We start from the raw sequence: 20,354 nt of genomic DNA on the forward strand, positions 1-20,354 counted from the left end.
GGCTTTCCGATACCGCCATGCCGGACTTTGTTGGCGGCAACGGCGGTGTAGTTTAAACTATGCACCGGTTTGCACTGGAGTTGCAAGCCGTAACAATGAATAGCGCCGCCCCGAGCCAGCGGGCATGCGTCTTCCCACCCCTTTACGCTTAACTGTTCGGAAATGCCTAACATGATCGACGTCCAGGAGATCCACCGCCGTATCATTGAACTCGACGTGGAACATCGCGACCTCGACGCTGTCATCGACATGCTGACCCGCGACGGTCACGCCGACCAGTTGCAGTTGCGACGTCTGAAGAAACGCAAGCTGCAGTTGAAGGACCACATCACACTGCTGAAAATGCAGTTGGTGCCGGACGTTCCGGCATAAGCCCACGTTTTTTAAGCAGTCTCATTTTGACCGATCGCCTCCCCTTGTCCGAGTCCGACCTCGACGCCGACCTCGACGCCGCGCCCGCGCCTTCCGAACCTGCCGGCAAGTACGACGCCGAAGTCGACCGCATCTTCGGCGCCGGTGGCCCGCTCGCGCCCGCGGTCGGCACGTTCAAGCCGCGCCAGTCGCAGACCGAGATGGCGAAGGCGATCGCGCACGCGATCAGCGAGCAGGGCACGCTGATCGCCGAGGCCGGCACGGGCACGGGCAAGACGTTCGCCTACCTCGTTCCCGCGCTGCTGTGGGGCGGCAAGACGATCATCTCGACCGGCACCAAGAACCTGCAGGACCAGCTGTTTTCGCGCGACATCCCGACCGTGCGCGCGGCATTGCGCGCCCCCGTCTCGGTGGCGCTGCTGAAGGGCCGTTCGAACTACCTTTGCCACTACCATCTGGAACGCACGCTGTCGAACGGCCGCCTGACGTCGCGCGACGATGTCGGCCATCTGCGCGAGATCTCGCGTTTCATCAAGATGAGCCAGTCGGGCGACAAGGCCGAGTTGACGAAGGTCCCGGAAACGGCGTCCGTGTGGAACCTCGTGACGTCCACGCGCGAAAACTGCGTGGGCCAGGAGTGCCAGTACTACCAGGACTGTTTCGTGATGAAGGCGCGCCGCGAAGCGCAGCAGGCCGACGTCGTCGTCGTCAACCACCACCTGTTCTTCGCCGACGTGGCGCTGAAGGAAGGCGGCATGGCCGAACTGCTGCCGTCCGCCAACACGATCATCTTCGACGAGGCGCACCAGTTGCCGGAAGTGGCCACGCTGTTCTTCGGCACGACCGTGTCGACGGGCCAGGTGCTGGAACTGTGCCGCGACGTGCTGGCCGAAGGCCTCGCGCACGCGCGCGGCGGCGTGGACTGGGCGAAGGTCGTGACCGTCGTCGAGAAGGCCGCGCGCGACCTGCGCCTGACGTTCCCGGAAGGCGGCACGCGCTTGTCCCTGCCGCAGATCCCGCCCAGCTCGGAATTCTTCCCGGCGCTGGAAAAGCTGAAGGAAGAACTGGAAGGCCTGATCGACGTGCTGGAAGCACAGGCCGAGCGCGCCGAGACGATCGAGCAGTGCCGCGTGCGCGCCGTCGAGCTGCTGGAACAGTACAAGGCGTGGAAATCCGAGCCGAAGAAGGGGAAGGAAGTCGACGGGGCGCACCATGCGGGCGACGATGCCGTGCTGTGGGTCGAGGCGTTTTCCTCGTCGCTGCAATTGCACAAGACGCCGCTGTCGATCGCGCCGATCTTCGCCGGCCAGCGCGCCGGCACGCCGCGCAGCTGGATCTTCACGTCCGCCACGCTCGCGGTGAAGAACGATTTCAAGCATTTCACTGCCCAGCTCGGCATGACGGGCGAACCCGCGCAGAGCTGGCCGAGCCCGTTCAACTACCAGGAGCAGGGCATCCTGTACGTGCCGACCGGCCTGCCGGAACCGAACACGTTCGGCTACACGGACGCGGTCGTCGACATGGCGCTGCCCGTGATCGAAGCGGCGGGCGGCCGCTGCTTCTTCCTGTGCACGACGATCCGCGCCGTCAACCGCGTGGCCGAGCGCCTGCGCGAGGAATTCGCCGCGCGCGGCCTCGACTTCCCCCTGTTCGTGCAGGGCGAACGGGGCCGCACGGAATTGCTGGACTCGTTCCGCAACGCGGGCAATGCCGTGCTGGTCGGCAGCCAGAGTTTCTGGGAAGGCGTCGACGTGCGCGGCGAGGCGCTGTCGCTCGTCATCATCGACAAGCTACCGTTTGCGCCGCCCGACGACCCCGTGCTGGCCGCGCGCATCGAAGTGATGGAAAAGAAGGGCATGAACGGTTTCGTTCACCACACCTTGCCGGAAGCTATCATCAACCTGAAGCAGGGCGCCGGGCGCCTGATCCGCGACGTCGAGGATCGGGGCGTGCTGATGCTGTGCGATCCGCGGGTGATCAGCAAGCCGTATGGGCGGCGGATCTGGCAGAGTTTGCCGCCGTTTCGGCGCACGCGGGTGCAGGCGGAGGTGATCGAGTTTTTTGCGACTTCGAATTCGCCGCGGGGTACGGATTCGGGGTCAGAGCCCTAAAAAAGCAAATTCGGGCTCTGACCCCTGGCTTACGAATCTGCCGCGGAGTCGGAGATTCGGGGTCAGAGCCCTAAAAAAGCAAATTCGGGCTCTGACCCCCGGCTTCGTTTCGCTTTACCCCTCTGCTTCGTTTTACGCTACCTTTGGGCTCGCCTCGCGGTACGCCGCGCAGCGGCTCCGCTTTCGCTTGTGTTCCCACAACATGCAGGATGGGTGACTTGTTTAGAGTCACACAGGCCCGGCCGGTGGCAGACTTCAAGGGGGAGCAATGGCGATACGTTATGGCTGCTTTTTCAGCTATGCCCATGGGCGGCACGAGCTGATGCAGCGCTTCAAGGCCACGCTGGCCGATGCACTGCGCTGTTACCTCGAACCGTATTTCGACAACGAAGACGAACTGTTCATCGACACCGAGCAACTCGGCGGCGGTGACGACCTCGACCGCAAGATCGCCCGCGCGCTGTGCGAAAGCGCGTGCATGGTGCTGATCTACACGCCCAAATACGAAGCCCATCCCTACACCCGGCGCGAGTACGCCGCGATGCGCCTGATCGAAGCCGAGCGCAGCTCGTGGTACACGCTGCCCAGCCAGCTGATCATTCCCGTGATCATGACGCAGCACCCCGTCAGCCTGCCGCCGCAGATCAGCGAATCCACGTTCTACGTCGACTTCTCGCGCTTCACGATGGCCACGGCCGACCTGAAGTCGAACCCCGATTTCCTGCCGGACATCGACAAGATGGTCCGGCGCATCGTCACGCATTACCAATACCAGAAAAAAACCATGCCGCCGGCGCATGACTGCAACCAATTCGTGCTTCCCGCTGTCCCACCCGCATGGCGTGAGTTACCGGATCCAACCTTCCCAAAAAAATGAGGAGCCTTATGGAAACCAACCGCATCACCGCAGTACCGGCCGGTCAGGCCGGCGAGGTGACGACGTTCTACTCCTACGACAGCGCACCCGTGCGCAGCCTTGCGCTGGCCCATGCCGCCTGGCTGCTTGCCGGGCGCGCGCATGCGAAGACACCGGTGCTGATGATCGACTGGGACCTGGAAGCCCCCGGCCTGCATCACTATTTTTCCCGCGCGGACGATGGGCAGCACGCCAGCGGCCTGCTCGAACTGTTCGAGAGTTGCCGCGAGCAACTGCACGGCAATACGTCGAACGACGACGCCGAGGCGCTGGCCGCGCGCGTGCTCGACACGCTGGACTGGGACGACTACATCGTCCGCGTCGACGACAGCCGTCCGCTGTACCTGATGCGCGCCGGCCGCTTCGACGACAGCTATGGCGAGCGCGTCGACCGGCTCGACTGGGACGCGCTGTTCTGCGCGTGCCCCGCGCTGTTCCGCACGTTCGCGGCGCAGGTGGCACGGCGCTTCGCCCACGTGCTGATCGATTGCCGCAGCGGCCGCTCGGCGGCGGCCAGCGTCTGCACCGCGCTGTTGCCGGACAAGATAGTCGGCGTGTTTACGCCCGACGCGCGCAGCCTGGACGGCCTGCAGGGCGTCGTCGCGCGCGCGCTCGATTACCGCTGCAGCCACGAGGACGAACAGCGGCCGCTGCTCGTCTATCCGCTGCCCTGTCCGGTCGACGGCACCGGCGAAGGGCGGTTGCGCTGGCGCTTCGGCGACGCGCCACGGAGTCCATCCGGCTACCAGGCCCGGCTGGAACGGATGCTGGCCGAGTGCTATGGCCTGTCCAGCGTCGCGCTCGACAGCTACCTCGACGAGGTACAGCTGCCCCAGGCGGCCGTCAGCGGCATGGCGCCGGCCGGCGGCCGGGCCCAGGCGGGCGAGCACGACCGGCTGGGGCCGCAGCGCGCCGTCGAAGCGCTGCTCGAATGGCTCGAGCCCGGTCATTTCCCGTGGCGCCCGTTGCCCGAGGTGCGGCTCGTGCAGGCCGTCGAATCGCTGCGCGAACGGGCCGCCGATCCGCAGGCCCCGAGCCTCGTACGCGAACTGGCCCGGCTGGCCCAATTGTATTTAGGGCAACAAGGCGAACTGGAGGCCGCACGCCGCATCGAGCAGCACGTGATCGCGCTGGAGCAGGGCCTGCACGCCATGGAGGAGGGCAAGCGCGGCCACGGCGCGCCGCGCCGCGCCGGCGAACCATCGCCGGATGCGCTGGACGACAAGCTGTCGCGCCTGCAGGAACTGATCGACAGCCGCAGTCCCCGCGAGGCGCGGGCACTGGCGGACAGCCTGCGCTCGACGATCCTGCGGCCGAGTGTGGCGCATCCGCTACGACGGCGCGGCGCCGCGATGATCAAGCAGGTCTACCTGCAGGAAGGCGACAAGGACGCGCTGCTGGCCTTCACCCTGGACGAGGTCTCGTCCCTCGAAGGCGCCCTGATCCAGGCGGCGGAAGGGCGTCCGCTGGTGGCGGGCTGACGTCGCGGCGGGGCGTGCGGCGGCGCGTCCGGGGGGGCAATAAATGTGACGTCCGATTGGTCGATCTAGCCGTTGCTTCAGGTAAAATCGCAGGATGCGTATCCTTATCAGTAACGACGACGGCTATCTCGCCCCCGGCATCAACGCCCTGGCCGATGCGCTCGCGACAGTCGCCGACATCGTGGTGGTCGCGCCCGACAGCAATCGCTCGGGCGCGTCGAACTCGTTGTCGCTGGACCGTCCGCTGTCGGTGTCGAAGGCTGCCAATGGGTTTTATTTCGTCAACGGCACCCCCACCGACTGCGTGCACATCGCGTTGACGGGGATGCTCGACGTCCGCCCGGACCTGGTCGTCTCCGGCATCAACAACGGCCAGAACATGGGCGACGACACGCTGTACTCCGGCACGGTGGCGGCGGCGACGGAAGCCTATCTGTTTGGGATCCCGGCCATCGCCTTTTCCCAGGTGCATGGCGGCTGGGCGGAGGTGGAAGCGGCCGCGCGGGTGGCGCGCGACATCGTGCTGCGCCGTTTCGAGATGCTGGACACGCCGTTTTTGCTGAACGTAAATATCCCGAACCTGCCGTACGAACAGGTGGGACCGCTCGTGCCGACCCGCCTGGGCCGGCGTCACCAGGCCGAGCCCGTCATCCGCGGCCAGGATCCGCGCGGGCGCGAGATCTTCTGGATCGGCGCGCCGGGCGCCTGCCGCGACGCGGGCGAAGGCACGGATTTCCACGCGACGAGCCAGGGCTGCGTGTCGGTGACGCCCCTGCAGGTCGACCTCACGCACCGCGACCAGCTGGACCTGCTGCGGCGAGGGCTTGGATGAGCGAAAAGCGCAGCCAGTTTCCCCTGCCGCTCTCGTCCGTGACGGGCGGCGGCACCCGAAAGCCCGCTGCGCCGGCGCCGGTCGCCACGCCGCAGACGGCGACCCAGAACGCGCGCAACAGCCAGGCGCAGCCGCCCGGCGGTCACCGTGGCGCGCCGGCCGGCGTGGCGGGCACGACCAAACCTTCGCAGCCGCAACAGACCGTCGTCCGGTCCGACCTGGCGGCAACGGAAGCGCCGCGCCGTGCGATGGCGGCCCGGGCCGCGCGCCAGGGCGTCAAGGACCCGCAGGTGCTGGCCGCGCTGGAAATCGTGCCGCGTCATATGTTCGTCGAGCCGGGCATGCTGGCCCAGGCGTATGTCGACATCTCGCTGCCGATCGGCCACAACCAGACGATTTCGCAGCCGTACATCGTCGCGCGCATGATCGAGTTGCTCAAGGACAGTAAGAAGCCGCTGCACCGCGTGCTCGAGATCGGCACGGGGTGCGGCTACCAGGCCGCCGTGCTGTCGTGCGTGGCGCAGGAGGTGTATTCCATCGAGCGCATCAAGCCGTTACATGAGCTGGCGAAGGCCAATCTGCGCCCGTTGCGTATCGCCAATCTGCGCTTGCAGTACGGAGATGGTATGCTAGGGCTCCCGCAGGTGGCCCCGTTCGACGGCATCATCCTGGCGGCGGCCGGTCTCGAGGTGCCGCGTGCATTGCTCGAGCAGATGGCCATTGGCGCCCGCCTGGTGGCGCCCGTCGGTGCTCAGGTCCAGCACCTGCAGCGCATTACCCGTACCGGCAAGGCGGAATGGACCAGCGAAACGCTGGAAGCCTGCCATTTTGTCCCGCTGCGGCCAGGCATCGCTTGAATGCCAGTTGTTGTAAAAGAATTATAGAGAGAATGAAACTTACGCCCCGCTTAGCCCTGTTGACCCTTAGTCTCGGCATCCTGTCCGCCTGCAGCACCGAGACCCGCGTAGCCCCCGTGATCGACCGTCCGGCTCCGACCGCATCCAGCTTCCGTCCCCGCCCGCAACCGGCCCCGGTGCCGGCCGCCGAGGAGTCGAAGCCCGACGCGCGCGGGACCTATACCGTGCGGCGCGGCGACACCTTGCTGAAGATCGCCCTCGACCACGGCCAGAATTACCGCGACCTCGTCGCCTGGAACAACCTGGCCGATCCGGACGACATCAAGGTCGGCCAGGTGCTGAAAGTGGCGCCGTCCGAGCGTAACGGCAACGGCGTCGTGACGTCGCCGATCGCGATGCCGGGTGCCGAGAAGGCGCCGGCCGTGCCGAAGAAGACGGAGCCGAACGGCGCCAAGAAGCCGTACAGCGAATCGAACCTGGCCGCGAAAGAAGACAATCCGAAGGCGGAAAAAGTGATCTCGGCGGGCGTGACCGCGGGCACCACCGTCACCGCGAACGACGACGAAAAACTGAGCTGGATGTGGCCGTCCGACGGCAAGATCATCGCCACCTTCGACGAAGGCAAGAACAAGGGCATCGACATCGCCGGCAAGATGGGCCAGCAGGTGATGGCCGCGGGTTCCGGGAAGGTGATGTACGCCGGCAGCGGCATCCGCGGATATGGTAATCTCGTGATTGTTAAGCACAGCAACAGCCTGTTGTCGGCATATGCGCACAACCGCACCATCCTGGTGAAGGAAGGTCAGAACGTGACCAAGGGCCAGGCGATCGCGGAGATGGGCGATTCCGATGCCGACACCGTCAAACTGCATTTCGAGATACGCCAGCAGGGCAAGCCGGTCGACCCGGCCAAGTTCCTGCCCAGTCGCTAGAGAGAGCCGATGACCTTGCCCGCCGACCCGCTGGACAACGACACGCCGGAAGAGAATCCGGATGAACCGCTGGACGACGGCGGGTTCGGGGCGGACGGCGTCGACCGTGCCGAGATGCTGCCGGAAGGCGCGGCGACGGCCGTCGTCGACACCGTCGACGAGCTCAAGAGCGTCCTGCAGGCCGAGCTCTCGACGGACACCACCCAGCATTACCTGAACCGCATCGGCGCCAAGCCGCTGCTCACGGCCGAACAGGAAGTGCACTACGCGACCCTGGCCAAGGCGGGCGACTTCAATGCGCGCCAGAAGATGATCGAGCATAACCTGCGACTCGTCGTCTCCATCGCCAAGCACTACATCAACCGCGGCGTCGTGCTGCTCGACCTCATCGAGGAAGGCAACATCGGCCTGATGCGCGCGATCGACAAGTTCGAGCCGGAGCGCGGCTTCCGCTTTTCCACCTACGCGACCTGGTGGATCCGCCAGAGCATCGAGCGCGCGATCATGAACCAGGCCCGCACCGTGCGCCTGCCCGTGCACATGGTGCGCGAGTTGAACCAGGTGCTGCGCGCGAAATACCACCTGGAGGCCCAGCACCACGACGGCAAGGAAGCGAGCGCGGAAGACATCGCCAGCCTCGTCGGCCGGCCCGTGGAAGAAGTGCAGGACATCCTCGCGCTGTCCGAACACGCGACATCGCTCGACGCCCCGCTCGACAACGATCCGCAGAGCAGCCTGATGGACATGCTGCCGGACGAGGGCGACGTCAGCCCGGACACCCACGCGGAGCAGCACGAAATGACGGTGCTCGTGCGCGACTGGCTGCAGAAGCTGCCCGACAAGCAGCGCCTTGTCGTGATGCGCCGCTTCGGTCTCGACAACGACGACCCGGCCACGCTCGAAACGCTGGCCGAGGAGATGGGCGTGACGCGCGAACGGGTGCGCCAGATCCAGCAGGAGGCCCTCGTCAAACTGAAACGGGCGATGGCCGCCCGTGGCGTCGTCCGCGATTCCTTGCTATGATGCCCGGCTGGCCGGAATGGCCACGAAATCGTCATTCCCGCGCAGGCGGGAATCCATACTGAGCAACCGCAGCCGACACGCAGGCGTTCCGGCTCCGCGATCGTCACCATGGGTCCCCGCTTTCGCGAGGACGACGTCGTTTGGTTGTGCGGTATTCCGACCGCCGTCTTCCCCGATTCTGCTTTCTTCTATCCCATGCAAGAAACCTTCATCAACATCAAATCCCTCGACATGGACGCGCGCGGCGTCGGCCACCTGGAGAACGAGGACGGCACGCAAGGCAAAGTGATCTTCGTCGAAGGCGCGCTGCCGGGCGAGCGCGTCAGCTTCGAGACCCTGCGCAAGAAGAAGAACTGGGAATCGGGCCGCATGGTCACGCTGCAGAAGGCGTCGTCGATGCGCGTCGAACCGAAATGCCCGCACTTCTGGCACTGCGGTGGCTGCTCGATGCAGCACCTGGAGCCGTCGGCGCAGGTCGCGATGAAGCAGCGCGTCCTGGAAGACAACCTGTGGCACATCGGGAAGACGAAGGCCGAGAACATCATGCGCCCGATGTACGGCCCCACGTGGGACTACCGCTACCGCGCGCGCCTGTCGGTGCGCTACGTGGCCAAGAAGGGCACGGTGCTGGTCGGCTTCCACGAGCGCCACTCGTCGTACGTGGCCGACATGACGAGCTGCGAGATCCTGCCGGACCACCTGTCCGCCATGCTCGTGCCGCTGCGCGAACTGGTGGGTGCGCTGTCGATCTACCAGCAGATGCCGCAGATCGAGATCGCCGTCGGCGAAGAGACGACCGTGCTCGTGCTGCGCATCATGGCGCCGTTGAGCCCCGCGGACGAGACGCTGGTGAAAGCGTTTGCCGACCAGTGGCACATCCAGTGGTGGCTGCAGCCGAAAGGCCCGGACACCGCCGCGCCGTACTACCCCCTGGGCAAGGAACTGTACTACACGCTGCCGGAATTCGGCATCAGGATGCCGTTCAAGCCGACCGACTTCACGCAGGTGAACCACCAGATCAACCGCCTGCTGGTGCACAAGGCGTTGACCCTGCTCGAGGTGCAGCCGGGCGACCGCGTGGCCGACCTGTTCTGCGGCCTCGGCAACTTCACCTTGCCGCTGGCGACGCAGGCGCGCGAAGTCGTCGGCATCGAGGGCAGCACGGCGCTGACGACACGCGCGCTGGAAAACGCCAAGGCCAACGGCCTGGCCGACAAGACGACGTTCTACACGCGCAACCTGTTCGAGGTGACGAAGGACGACCTGATCGCGCTCGGTAAATTCGACCGCATGCTGGTCGACCCGCCGCGCGACGGCGCCGGCGCGCTGGCGATCGCGCTGGCCGAACTGCGCCTGACGCAGCCGGACCTGCTGCCGCAGCGGATCGTGTACGTGTCGTGCAGCCCGTCGACCCTGGCGCGCGATGCCGGCATCCTGACGCACCGCGCCGGTTACGTGCTCAAGAAGGCGGGTGTGGCGAACATGTTCCCGCACACGTCGCACGTGGAATCGATCGGCGTGTTCGAGCGCCTCGAGAACTTCCAGCCGCGCGAATTCGCGGCGCCGGACGTCGCCGACAACGCGTCAGCGGGCGGCGACGCGGTCCAGTAACGCGAACAGGCCGGCCGGATCGACCGGCTTGACGAAATAACTGTCGAAGCCGGCATACGCCGCGCTGGCCTGGTCCGATTGCTGGCCATACCCGGTGATGGCGACGAGCGTCGCCTCAATGCAGCCGGGCACCTTGCGCAGCCGGCGCGCCAGTTCGTAGCCGTTCATGCCGGGCAGGCCGATGTCGAGCAGGAACGCGTCGTAATGCGCCTGCGCGGCACGTTCCAGTGCCTCGCCCGGGTGGTGCATCACCGTCACGTGGTGGCCGCCCGATTCCAGCAACAGGCCCAGGGTCATCGCCGCGTCGACGTTATCGTCCACCAGCATCAGCGACAGTCCGCGCGCCGCGCCCGGTGCCGCGGGACCGGCCGCGGCCGTGCCGCCGGCGGGTGCGGCGGCGTTGTGCAGCCGCGGCAGGCGGACCGTGAATTCGCAGCCGAGGTTGCGGCCTTCGCTGGCCGCCGTCACCATCCCACCGTGCAGTTCCACGAGACTCTTCACCAGCGCGAGGCCGAGCCCGAGGCCGCCCTGCGAGCGGTCCGGCGTGCGCTCCGCCTGGGAAAATAAATCGAATACGGTCGGCAGCAGTTCGGCGGAGATGCCGATGCCGTTGTCCGACACGGTCACGAGCACCTGCTCGGGCGTGATGCCCATCCAGATCGACAGCCGGCCGCCTTCGTGCGTGTACTTCGCCGCGTTGTTCAGGAGGTTCGCGATCACCTGCACGAGGCGCTTCGGATCGCCTTCGACGATGGCCGGTTCCGTCGACAAATGCAGTGCCAGCTGGTGGCGGCGCGCCTCGATCAGCGGCCGCACCTGCTCCACCGCGTCGCCGATCACGCGGCGCAGGTCGACCTCCTCGCGCGTCAGCACGACGAGCCCGCGCGTGACGCGCGAAACGTCGAGCAGGTCGTCGATCAGGCCCGTCATGTGTGCCACCTGGCGCGCGATGATGGCGCTCGTGCGCTCCACGCGGACATTGTCCGGCGGGCCCAGGTTCAGCAGTTGCGCGGCGGCCGAGATCGGCGCCAGCGGGTTACGCAGCTCGTGCGCCAGCATCGCGAGGAATTCGTCCTTGCGGCGGTCGGCGAGGCGCAGCGCGTCTTCCGCGCGCACGCGCTCGACGGCGCTCCACGCGCGCTCGGCGACGTCCTCGATCAGGCGCACGATGTCGGCGCTCCACACGCGCGGCAGGTTGTCGTTGATGAAGAGGCAGCTCGTCAGCGCGCCATTGCGGTTCAGCGGCACGACGACGGCGGAGCGGATCTGCAGCGCCGCGTAGTTCGGCCACACGTCGGGGCCGCTCGTGCGCGGGTCGCGCTGCAGGTCGCTCGACACCCACGTGCCCAGGCTCAGCGTGCTGAAATTCGCCACGCCGAACAGCGCGGCGGGGAAGGTGCCGTTCAGCTCGGCGACGATGCCGTCCGTGTAGTTCGAGTGGAAGGTCACCAGCTGCTTGTCGGCGTCGTAGTCGCCGTACAGCACGCGGCTGGCCTGCAGGAAGCGGCCCAGCATGGCGCCCGTCTGGACGAAGATCTGCGACGGGTCGTTCAGGCGGCGCAGCAGGTCCGACACTTCGAGCCGGAATTCGTTCATGTCGAGCAGCGTCGTCTGGCGCGCGACGGCGTCGCGCAAGGCCTGTTCGGCGCGCACGCGGTCCAGCGCTTCCCAGCTGCGCTCGGCGATGTCGGCGGCGAGGCGCTGCGCTTCCTCGTCCCAGTCGCGCGTCTGGGTGGAATAGCCGACGAGGGCCGCCACGAGCTGGCCGCGCCTGACCTTGGGCACGACGAGGATCGCGCGCGCGCCCGCGGCCGCGTAGCGCTCGCCGCGCGCGGGCAGGCGCGGGTCGGCCGTCGCGTCGCGCACGGCCAGCGGCGAACCCGTGCGCAGCAGGGCCAGCGCCTGCGGGCCGAAATCGTCGAGGCGGGCGCGCCGGCCGATGAGAGGCGTGCCCGTGTCGCGGGCCCAGTCGTGCATCACTTCGAAGCTGCCGTCTTCCTCGTCCGTTTCGACATAGCAGGCGCGCTCGAGTTCCAGATGCTTGCCGAGCAAGGTGCACGACCCTTCGATGATGTCGGACGGGTGGTGCAGGCGGCGCAGGCTGTCGACCACCTGCAGCTGCACGGCGTGGCGCCGCTCCAGTTGCACGCGCTGGGTCGTCTCGCTCGTCACGCACAGCATGCCGCGCACGGTGCCGGCATCGTCGCGCACCGGAGAATAGGCCAGCGTGAACCAGGCGTTGTACGGCTTGCCGTTGCGGTCGATCGGGCTCGGCACGTCCTCGCCGTACGTGGCGTGGCCCGCGAGGGCGCGTTCGACCAGCGGCTTCAGGCCGGGCCAGCGGTCGGGCCAGACCTGCGCCAGTGGGCGGCCGAGCGAAGCGGGATGGGTGCCGTCGAGGAGAGGGATGAAGGCGGCGTTGTACAGCAGCGCCAGGTGCGGGCCCCAGGCGAGGTACATGGGGAATTCGGATTCGAGGATCAGGCTGACCGCATTGCGCAATGCGGGGCTCCAGCGGTCCGGCGGGCCGAGTGGGGACGCCGACCAGTCATGGACGTGGTAACCGGCGCGGACGGCGCCGGTGCTGCCGAGGAGATGAAAGTCGCGCGTCGCTGCTTCCATGCCGATCGCTTCCGAGTCCGAAAGCGGTCATTTTATGCGCAAATGCATAAGCTGGAACGGCCATGAAAAAAAATACATTTTCCGCGCGAGAAACTCCGTTGATACCTGGAGAACAAAATGTCTCCGAAGGACCATTTGCGGCGGCAAACGTACAGCTGATGCCTAGGGGATGGGGCTTGATGGCAAGACTATAACGGACGTCCCGCCCGCGTGGCGCACGGGACGTCAATACGTCATCGCGTTACGGCGGGCTCCCCGTGCCCCCGATGGTCGTCAGAACTTCGCGCGCACGCCGAACGTGATGTTCCGCCCCGGCAGCGGCGCAATATCCTTCAGCAGCGACGTGGCCAGGCGGATGTCTTCGTTGAGCAGGTTCTTTGCCGTCACGAAATACGTCAGATCGACGTGTTCGAGCTTCTGCGTGTACGAGACATTGGCATTGACCTGGTTGTACGACGGCGTCGTGGACGTCTCGAACGCCGCGAGGCGGTCCTGGCCGCGGGCGTGCGTCCAGTCGAGGCCGGCGCGCCAGTGCGGCTGGCGGTAGCCGATCGCGGCGCCCACGCGGTCGGCCGGCTGCAGCGGCAGGTTGCCGGCGTCGTCGAGGTAGCCGCGCGACGTGTCCGCGAACACGCGGCCGTTCCAGCCCATGCCGATCTGGTTCCACGTCATCTCCGCTTCCGCCCCCTGGACGTGCGCCTTCGCCTGCTGGAACAGGCGCTGGCGGAAATCGCCGCCCGGGTTGCCGTCCTCGTCGAACGACGCGTCCATGACGCGGCCGTAGATGAAGTTGTTGACGTTGTTGCGGTACGCGTTCACGCGCCAGCGCAGCAGGCCGCTCGTCTTTTGCAGCGACAGCTCGATGTTGCGCGAGCTTTCCTTTTGCAGGTTCGGATCGCCCACGTCGAACGTGAGCGTGGCGTCGTGCGGGCCGCCCGAATACAGTTCCTCCGTCGCGGGCGCACGCTGCGCGTACGACACCGTCGCGCCGGCCGAATAACCCTTCGTGAACGGCCACAGCGCGCCGATCGAGCCGGAGCCCAGGTCGAAGGTGCGCTCACGGTTGGACACCGGTTTGCGGTCGACGTTTTCATAGCGCAGGCCCGCGTTCCAACGCAGCGGACCTTGGCGCCATTCCTCGACGAGGAAAACGGCCTGCGTCGTCGAATGCGTGACGGGCACGGTGTCCGGCCCGCCTTCCGCGCTCAGCGCCGAGAAGTGCGTGTTTTCCGTCTGCATGCCGAACGTGCCGTGCAGGCCCAGGGCCGTGATCGGCTTGTGCGTCAGCTCGACGCGCGATTCGAACGATTTATTGGAGAACAGCGTGGCCGGCACGCCGTCGTCCAGTTCGGCGTGGTGGTAGTCCGTGTAGCCGGCCTTGACGCGCGCGCTCTCGAAGCCGGCGAGCGGGTTCTTGACGACGCTGTCGAAGTCGTAGCGGTTCTGGCGCTGGTCGATGTGCGATCCCTCGTTGGTCGGGATGCCATAGAAATTCGTCAGGTGCGAAGCCGACAGGCCCGCATAGCCCCAGTCGTCGATGTACGAACCGCCGATGCCGATGTTGCGCTCCTTCGTGTCGGAATTCGGCAGCCGGTTCATGCGCGACGTGGGGTCGTTCACCACGCGCAGGTCGGGGATCTGGAAGTCGTCCGTGTTGCGCATGTTGCCGTCGAGGTGCAGGCCGATCTTGCCGACGGATCCGTCCAGGGTGCCGGACATGTCCTTGCCGTTGTCGACGGTGCTGAGGCGCGTCTCGACCTGGCCCGTCAACTTCGGTTCCAGCGCCGTCGGGATGCGTTCGTTGACGACGTTGACGAGGCCGCCGATGGCGCCCGAGCCGTACAGCAGGGCGGCGGGGCCGCGCAGGATCTCGATCTGGCGCGCGACGGCACCTTCGGACGCGACGGCGTGGTCGTTCGACAGGCCGGACACGTCCGACGTCGCCATCCCGTTTTCCAGCATTTTCACGCGCGAACCTTCCATGCCGCGGATGATGGGGCGCGACGCGCCAGCGCCGAACGCGGACGCGGACACGCCCAGTTCGTTCTGCAGCGTCTCGCCCAGCGAGCTGCCGACCTTGTCGCGCAACTCGTCGCCTGCGAGCACTTTGGCCGGCGTGAGGATCTGGTCGCCTTCGCCGTTGCGCAGCGGGCTGGCGGTGACGACGACTTGCTGGATCTTGCCGTCGTTGATGGTTTCTTGATCGTCTGCGCGGACGGCCGGGTGGAAGGCGAGCAGGAGCGCGCTGGCGAGCAGCGTACGTTCGATTTTCATGGTTTTCTACAATCTCAAGCGAATGGATAACGGCCCATACCGCCGGGACGCGCCGGGCGGTACGGAAAAAGCGGGAGCGTTATCGGGCTTGAGGCGGCGCGCGCGACTGGAACGGGCAGGCCGTGAGCAGGCAGATGCCTGGCGTGGCCGGCACGGCGGGCGCGGCATAGGCCAGCTCGGCCGGGACGAATTGCCGCAGCGTGGATGGCAGCGCGAACGCGATCTGGGCGCTGGCCGCGCACTGGCCGCACAGGTCATGCAGGCCGGGCTTGGGCAGCTTGCCGGTGCCGTCGTCGTCCGCGTCGGCGCTGACCTGCTGGACGAGCGTGTTGCCGGCCTCGGTCCAGTGGGTATAGCCGTGCGCGAGCGACAACTGCTGCGAAACGAGCAGCAGCAGCGACAGCAATACGTGGACCAGGCTACGGGACATGGGGGACGGGGTCGAAAGCGAACGGATATTGTACGCAGGGGCGTTCGGTTCTGACAATCATACTTTCAGTAAGGTCCTTAAGCTCAATTAAATTCGGGGTCAGAGCACATTTCGGAACAAATTCGGGGTCAGAGTACTTTTCGGCGCACAATCTTCGAGGCAAGTTTCCGCTGCGTGCTGCAGTTGGATGCGGCGGCCGCATGGCGGTGGTACGGCTCGGCGTTACGTTTTCGTTGTGAGCCAGGACATTGATCAGAAATGTGCTCTGACCCCGAATTTTTAGAAAAATGTGCTCTGACCCCGAATTGGGGCAATAAAAAACCGGCCCGCAGGCCGGCTCTTCGATGCGAGCGGATGGATCAGTCGCGGTTGCCGAAGCCGATGCCCAGCAGTTGCAGCAGGCTCGTGAACACGTTGTAGATGTCCAGGTAGATGGCCAGCGTCGCGCTGATGTAGTTGGTCTCGCCGCCGTTCACGATCCGGTTCACGTCGAACAGGATGAAGGCCGAGAAGATCACCATCGCGAGCACCGACACGACCAGCATCAGCGCCGGCAGGTGCAGGAAGATGTTGGCCAGGCCGGCCAGGATCACGACGATGGCGCCGGCGAACAGCCAGCTGCCCATGCCCGAGAAGTCGCGCTTGGACACGGTCGCGATCGTCGCCATCGTGGCGAACACGGCCGCAGTGCCGGCGAACGCGGTCATGATCAGCGTGCCGCCGTTGGAAAAGCCGAGCGTGAAGCGCAGCAGCGGCGTCAGCCACAAGCCCATGAAGAACGTGAAGGCGAGCAGGATCGGTACGCCGGCCGCCGAGTTCTTGGTCTTCTCGATCGCGAAAATGAAGCCGAACGCGATCGCGAGGAACAGGATCACGCCCATGCCGCTGGCAAAGATCGGCAGGGCCATTTGCAGGCCGATATAGGCGCCGAACACCGTCGGGATCATGGACAGTGCCAGCAACCAGTAAGTGTTGCGCAGCACGCGGTGACGCGTGGCCTGGATGGCCGAGACGTCGTAGGTTTTCTGCAGGCTGGGAATCATAATGCCTCCGTTGGAAGAAATCGCTTTGCTCCCCATATGGGGACGGGACCCGGCGTCAACAGGGGGGGGTGTGCTGGAAACGCAAGTTTTAAGTCTTGCCTAAGGTCCAGCGCGCACCCTGCCATGGACGAGGTCGAACCGATGTCACTGTATCATCCGCGGTCGCCCCGACGCAATATCGGTGGCAGCCAGGATGTATGGTAAAATAGAAGGTTGATTGAGTTCCCAAATCTCGATTTAAACCTTTCTTTTTATTGGAGTTTTTAAATGGCAATCGAACGCACCCTGTCGATCATCAAACCTGACGCAGTCGCTAAAAACGTGATCGGCCAAATCTACAGCCGTTTCGAAGGCGCAGGCCTGAAGATCGTCGCTGCCCGTATGGCCCAGCTGTCGCGCGCCGAAGCCGAAGGTTTCTACGCTGTCCACAAAGAGCGTCCGTTCTTCAAGGATCTGGTCGACTTCATGGTCTCGGGCCCGGTCATGATCCAGGTGCTGGAAGGCGAGAACGCGATTGCCAAGAACCGCGAACTGATGGGCGCAACCGATCCGAAGAAGGCCGACAAGGGCACCATCCGCGCCGACTTCGCCGACTCGATCGACGCCAACGCCGTGCACGGTTCGGACGCTGCCGAGACCGCCGCTGTCGAGATCGCTTACTACTTCCCGGCCCTGAACGTCTACTCGCGTTAATCTTCGTAGCAAATTTTTTGTGTTGATCAGCCTCGTGCTGATTTAACATCGCAATATCCCGCTCGCCCATGCTCGAAGAGCCCGGCGGGCGGGACTTATTTTGAAGGCACAGGATTCAATCATGGCAACTCTCACCAACTTGCTGGACTTCGATCCCGCGCAGCTCGTCGCTTACTGCGCCGAGTTGGGGGAGAAGCCGTTCCGCGCGAAACAGCTGCAGCGCTGGATCCACCAGTTCGGCGTCGCCGATTTCGACGACATGACCGACCTGGCGAAGTCGCTGCGCGAAAAGCTCAAGACGCGCGCCGAAGTGCGTGCGCCGGCGATCATCAGCGACCACACGTCGAGCGACGGCACCCGCAAGTGGCTCGTCGACGTGGGCAACGGCAACGCCGTCGAAACCGTGTTCATTCCGGAAGAGACGCGCGGCACGCTGTGCATCTCCACGCAGGCCGGCTGCGCCGTCAACTGCCGCTTCTGCTCGACGGGCAAGCAGGGCTTCAACCGCAACCTCTCCGTGTCCGAGATCATCGGCCAGCTGTGGATGGCCGAGTTCGAGCTGCGCCGCACGAAGGGCATCGAGCCGGGGCCGAAAGGCGAGCGCCAGATCACGAACGTCGTCATGATGGGCATGGGCGAGCCGCTGTTGAACTTCGACCCGACCGTCACCGCATTGAAATTGATGCTGGACGATAATGCGTACGGCCTGTCGCGCCGCCGCGTGACCGTGTCGACGTCGGGCGTCGTGCCGAACATGGACAAGCTGTCGCAGGAATGCCCGGTGGCGCTGGCCGTGTCGCTGCACGGTTCGAACGACCCGCTGCGCGACATGCTCGTGCCGCTGAACAAGAAATACCCGCTGCGCGAGTTGATGGCCGCGTGCAAGCGCTACCTGGAATTTGCCCCGCGCGACTTCATCACGTTCGAATACTGCATGCTGGACGGGGTGAACGACACGGACGAGCATGCGCGCGAACTGGTCGCCCTCGTCAACGACCCGGTCGTCGGCGTGTCGTGCAAGTTCAACCTGATTCCGTTCAATCCGTTCCCCGAATCCGGCCTCGTGCGCTCGAAGAACCCGCGCATCAAGGCGTTCGCGCAGGTGCTGATGGATGCCGGCCTCGTCACGACGATCCGCAAGACGCGCGGCGACGACATCGACGCCGCCTGCGGCCAGCTGGCGGGCGAGGTCAAGGACCGTACCCGCGTGAACGAGCGCATGAGCAAGATGACGGAATACCAGCAGAAATTCGGCCCGAACTTCGGCAAGATCGTGGAGATCTCGTCCTGATGGCGCGGCTGTCCGGACGCGTCGCCTGCGCACTCGCTGTGCCGTTGCTGTTGTCGGCATGCGCCGGCAATGGCGGCATCGCGGGCGAACCGCATGAGCTCAAGACGCTGTCCGACCAGACGGCCGCGGAAAAACGCGCCCAGATCCGCCTGCAACTGGCGGTGGGCTATTACCAGGAGCGCAAGTACGAGATCGCGCTGGACGAGGTGAAGCAGGCCATTGCCGCGGACCCGGACGATGCGGATGCGTACGGCGTGCGCGCCCTGATCTACACGGCGATGAACGAAAACCGTCTCGCCGACGAGAACTACCGGCACGCGCTGCGCCTGGCGCCGCGCAATCCGGACCTGTCGAACAATTACGGGCTGTTCCTGTGCGATGCCGGCGGCAAGCCGGCGGAGGCCATGGGCTATTTTGACGCGGCGCTGAAGAATCCAAATTACGCGACGCCGGTCAAAGCCATGGTGAACGCAGGTAACTGCAGCCTGAAGATGAAGAACGTCGACGCGGCCGAGCGCTATCTGCTCGACGCCCTGCGTTACGATCCCGACCTGCCGGCGACGAGCGCCGGCCTGGCCCGGGTGTATTTCGAGCGGCGCGATGTCACCCGCGCCGGGTTTTTCATTAACCGCCTGACGGAGACAGCGAAGCTCGACACGCTGTCGGCCGACGTGCTGTGGCTGGCCATCCGGGTCAAGCACATGCTCGGCGACCGGGCCACGGAAGCTTCGCTGGCGGCGCAGTTGCGCAAGCGCTTCCCCGGTTCGCCCGAGTACGCGGCCTTCGAGCGCGGTGCATTTAGTGAGTGAGACAACGACAATGAGTTCCGAGCGTGCAGATCAGCCGGCGACGCCCGACAACCAACCGCCTGTGCACGGTGTCCCCGGCCAGGTCCTGGCCAGGCAGCGCGAGGCGATGGGGTGGTCGGTCGAGCAGGTGGCCGACCAGTTGAAACTGGCGGTGCGCCAGGTCATCGCCCTGGAGGCGGGCGATTACGCGTCCCTGCCGAGTCCGGCCGTGACCCGTGGGTTCGTGCGGGCCTACGCCAAGCTGGTGAAGGTCGATCCGGCGCCGCTGGTGGCCCAGATCGCCATGGAGACCGAGCCCGCGCCCGATACGAGCGCCGTCACGGCGAACCGCCGTCCGACGCCGACGTCGTTCTCCCAATCGAAATTCCCGAGCCATGGCAAGCGTTCGTCGCTGCCGCTGGGGATGATCGCGGGCGCCGTCGTGGTCGTCGTGGCTGCCGCTGCCGCGGCGTGGCACTTCGGCTTCGTGCCGGGCAGCCAGCACGCCGAAACGGGTACCACCGTGGTCACGCCGGTCACGCCGGCCTCGACCGGTGCCTCGACCGAGGCCGCCAACGGCAGCTCCGTCGAGGTCCTGCAGAATCCGGCCGTGCCGCTGATTTCCGTGCCGGGTTCGAGCGCGAGCGCATCGGCGCCGGCAACGACTGCCGCACCGGGTGCCGTCGTCAATGTGCCGGGTACGGCCGCGACCGGCGCGCCGCCGACGACTGTTCCCACGGCACCGGCCGCGGCGCCGGGCGCCACGTCGCCTGCAACACCGACGCCGGCCGCGGCGGCGGCGACCGCGCCGGCTGCGCCGACGCCAGCCGCCGCCGGCGCCAACGCCCTCGTGCTGAACGTGCGCGAGGATTCGTGGATCGAAGTCCGTCCGGCCAAGGGCGGCGCGCCGCTGTTCTCGCGCCTCGTCAAGGGTGGCAGCACGGAGACGGTCAGCGTCGACCAGCCGGTGCGCGTCACGGTCGGCAATCCGGGCGGCGTCACGGCCACGCTGCGCGGCGCGGCAGTCGCCCTGCCGCAAGTGCCGGGCAAGACGATCTCCCGCGTGAATTTGCAGTAA

17 protein-coding genes are annotated in these 20,354 nt (G+C 66.0%); 13 read left to right on the top strand and 4 right to left on the bottom strand.

Annotated elements, in window-relative coordinates; genetic code table 11:
* Window positions 1-171 precede the first annotated feature (171 nt).
* From ACEN9G_RS21195 to rlmD, 9 genes are all read left to right on the top strand, one after another.
* A complete protein-coding gene (locus tag ACEN9G_RS21195; protein ID WP_056132203.1) occupies window positions 172-372 on the top strand; it encodes a YdcH family protein in 201 nt (66 codons plus the stop codon).
* 26 nt (window positions 373-398) lie between these two features.
* A complete protein-coding gene (yoaA, locus tag ACEN9G_RS21200) occupies window positions 399-2,483 on the top strand; it encodes a DNA repair helicase YoaA (RefSeq protein ID WP_483126924.1) in 2,085 nt (694 codons plus the stop codon).
* 268 nt (window positions 2,484-2,751) lie between these two features.
* A complete protein-coding gene (locus ACEN9G_RS21205) occupies window positions 2,752-3,360 on the top strand; it encodes a toll/interleukin-1 receptor domain-containing protein (protein ID WP_413343604.1) in 609 nt (202 codons plus the stop codon).
* An 8-nt stretch (window positions 3,361-3,368) separates the two neighbouring features.
* Window positions 3,369-4,880: a hypothetical protein gene (locus ACEN9G_RS21210; RefSeq protein ID WP_483126925.1), complete on the top strand. Its 1,512-nt coding sequence runs from the start codon at window positions 3,369-3,371 to the stop codon at window positions 4,878-4,880.
* A gap of 94 nt (window positions 4,881-4,974) precedes the next feature.
* Window positions 4,975-5,712: a 5'/3'-nucleotidase SurE gene (gene surE / locus ACEN9G_RS21215; protein ID WP_413346005.1), complete on the top strand. Its 738-nt coding sequence runs from the start codon at window positions 4,975-4,977 to the stop codon at window positions 5,710-5,712.
* Window positions 5,709-6,569 (top strand): protein-L-isoaspartate(D-aspartate) O-methyltransferase, encoded by an 861-nt coding sequence (locus ACEN9G_RS21220; protein WP_413384078.1) that lies wholly within the window; start codon window positions 5,709-5,711, stop codon window positions 6,567-6,569. The genes surE and ACEN9G_RS21220 overlap by 4 nt, the downstream gene beginning before the upstream one ends.
* Window positions 6,570-6,601: 32 nt before the next feature.
* Window positions 6,602-7,501 carry a peptidoglycan DD-metalloendopeptidase family protein gene (locus tag ACEN9G_RS21225; protein ID WP_413343287.1) on the top strand — a complete coding sequence of 300 codons (900 nt, stop codon included), beginning with the start codon at window positions 6,602-6,604 and terminating at the stop codon, window positions 7,499-7,501.
* Window positions 7,502-7,510: 9 nt separating this feature from the next.
* Window positions 7,511-8,524: an RNA polymerase sigma factor RpoS gene (gene rpoS, locus ACEN9G_RS21230; RefSeq protein ID WP_413343285.1), complete on the top strand. Its 1,014-nt coding sequence runs from the start codon at window positions 7,511-7,513 to the stop codon at window positions 8,522-8,524.
* Between the two features lie 195 nt (window positions 8,525-8,719).
* Entirely contained in the window at window positions 8,720-10,135 is a 1,416-nt protein-coding gene (gene rlmD / locus ACEN9G_RS21235; RefSeq protein ID WP_495605447.1) for a 23S rRNA (uracil(1939)-C(5))-methyltransferase RlmD, read from the top strand.
* On the opposite strand, the gene ACEN9G_RS21240 is transcribed toward rlmD, so the two are convergent.
* The 4 genes from ACEN9G_RS21240 to ACEN9G_RS21255 form a co-directional block, all read right to left on the bottom strand.
* Window positions 10,109-12,757, bottom strand: coding sequence for a hybrid sensor histidine kinase/response regulator (locus ACEN9G_RS21240; protein ID WP_483126926.1), 2,649 nt, complete (start codon window positions 12,755-12,757; stop codon window positions 10,109-10,111). The genes rlmD and ACEN9G_RS21240 overlap by 27 nt on opposite strands.
* A gap of 273 nt (window positions 12,758-13,030) precedes the next feature.
* Entirely contained in the window at window positions 13,031-15,031 is a 2,001-nt protein-coding gene (locus ACEN9G_RS21245; protein WP_483126927.1) for a TonB-dependent receptor, read from the bottom strand.
* 79 nt (window positions 15,032-15,110) lie between these two features.
* The gene (locus tag ACEN9G_RS21250; RefSeq protein WP_413342919.1) at window positions 15,111-15,461 is read right to left on the bottom strand and encodes a DUF2946 family protein; all 351 of its coding nucleotides are present in this window, start codon (window positions 15,459-15,461) and stop codon (window positions 15,111-15,113) included.
* Between the two features lie 359 nt (window positions 15,462-15,820).
* On the bottom strand, window positions 15,821-16,504 hold the full coding sequence (locus ACEN9G_RS21255) for a Bax inhibitor-1/YccA family protein (protein ID WP_413342920.1): 684 nt from the start codon (window positions 16,502-16,504) through the stop codon (window positions 15,821-15,823).
* Between the two features lie 267 nt (window positions 16,505-16,771).
* Between ACEN9G_RS21255 and ndk the strand changes: the two genes are divergently transcribed.
* The 4 genes from ndk (at window position 16,772) to ACEN9G_RS21275 (ending at window position 20,354) form a co-directional block, all read left to right on the top strand.
* Complete coding sequence (gene ndk, locus ACEN9G_RS21260) at window positions 16,772-17,197, top strand: nucleoside-diphosphate kinase (RefSeq protein ID WP_036240108.1); 426 nt, start codon at window positions 16,772-16,774, stop codon at window positions 17,195-17,197.
* 118 nt (window positions 17,198-17,315) lie between these two features.
* The gene (rlmN, locus tag ACEN9G_RS21265; RefSeq protein ID WP_413342927.1) at window positions 17,316-18,488 is read left to right on the top strand and encodes a dual-specificity RNA methyltransferase RlmN; all 1,173 of its coding nucleotides are present in this window, start codon (window positions 17,316-17,318) and stop codon (window positions 18,486-18,488) included.
* The gene (gene pilW, locus ACEN9G_RS21270) at window positions 18,488-19,297 is read left to right on the top strand and encodes a type IV pilus biogenesis/stability protein PilW (RefSeq protein WP_413342923.1); all 810 of its coding nucleotides are present in this window, start codon (window positions 18,488-18,490) and stop codon (window positions 19,295-19,297) included. The genes rlmN and pilW overlap by 1 nt, the downstream gene beginning before the upstream one ends.
* Before the next feature lie 10 nt (window positions 19,298-19,307).
* Window positions 19,308-20,354 carry a RodZ domain-containing protein gene (locus ACEN9G_RS21275; protein ID WP_483126928.1) on the top strand — a complete coding sequence of 349 codons (1,047 nt, stop codon included), beginning with the start codon at window positions 19,308-19,310 and terminating at the stop codon, window positions 20,352-20,354.

The organism is Massilia sp. Masssp94 (assembly GCF_059491305.1).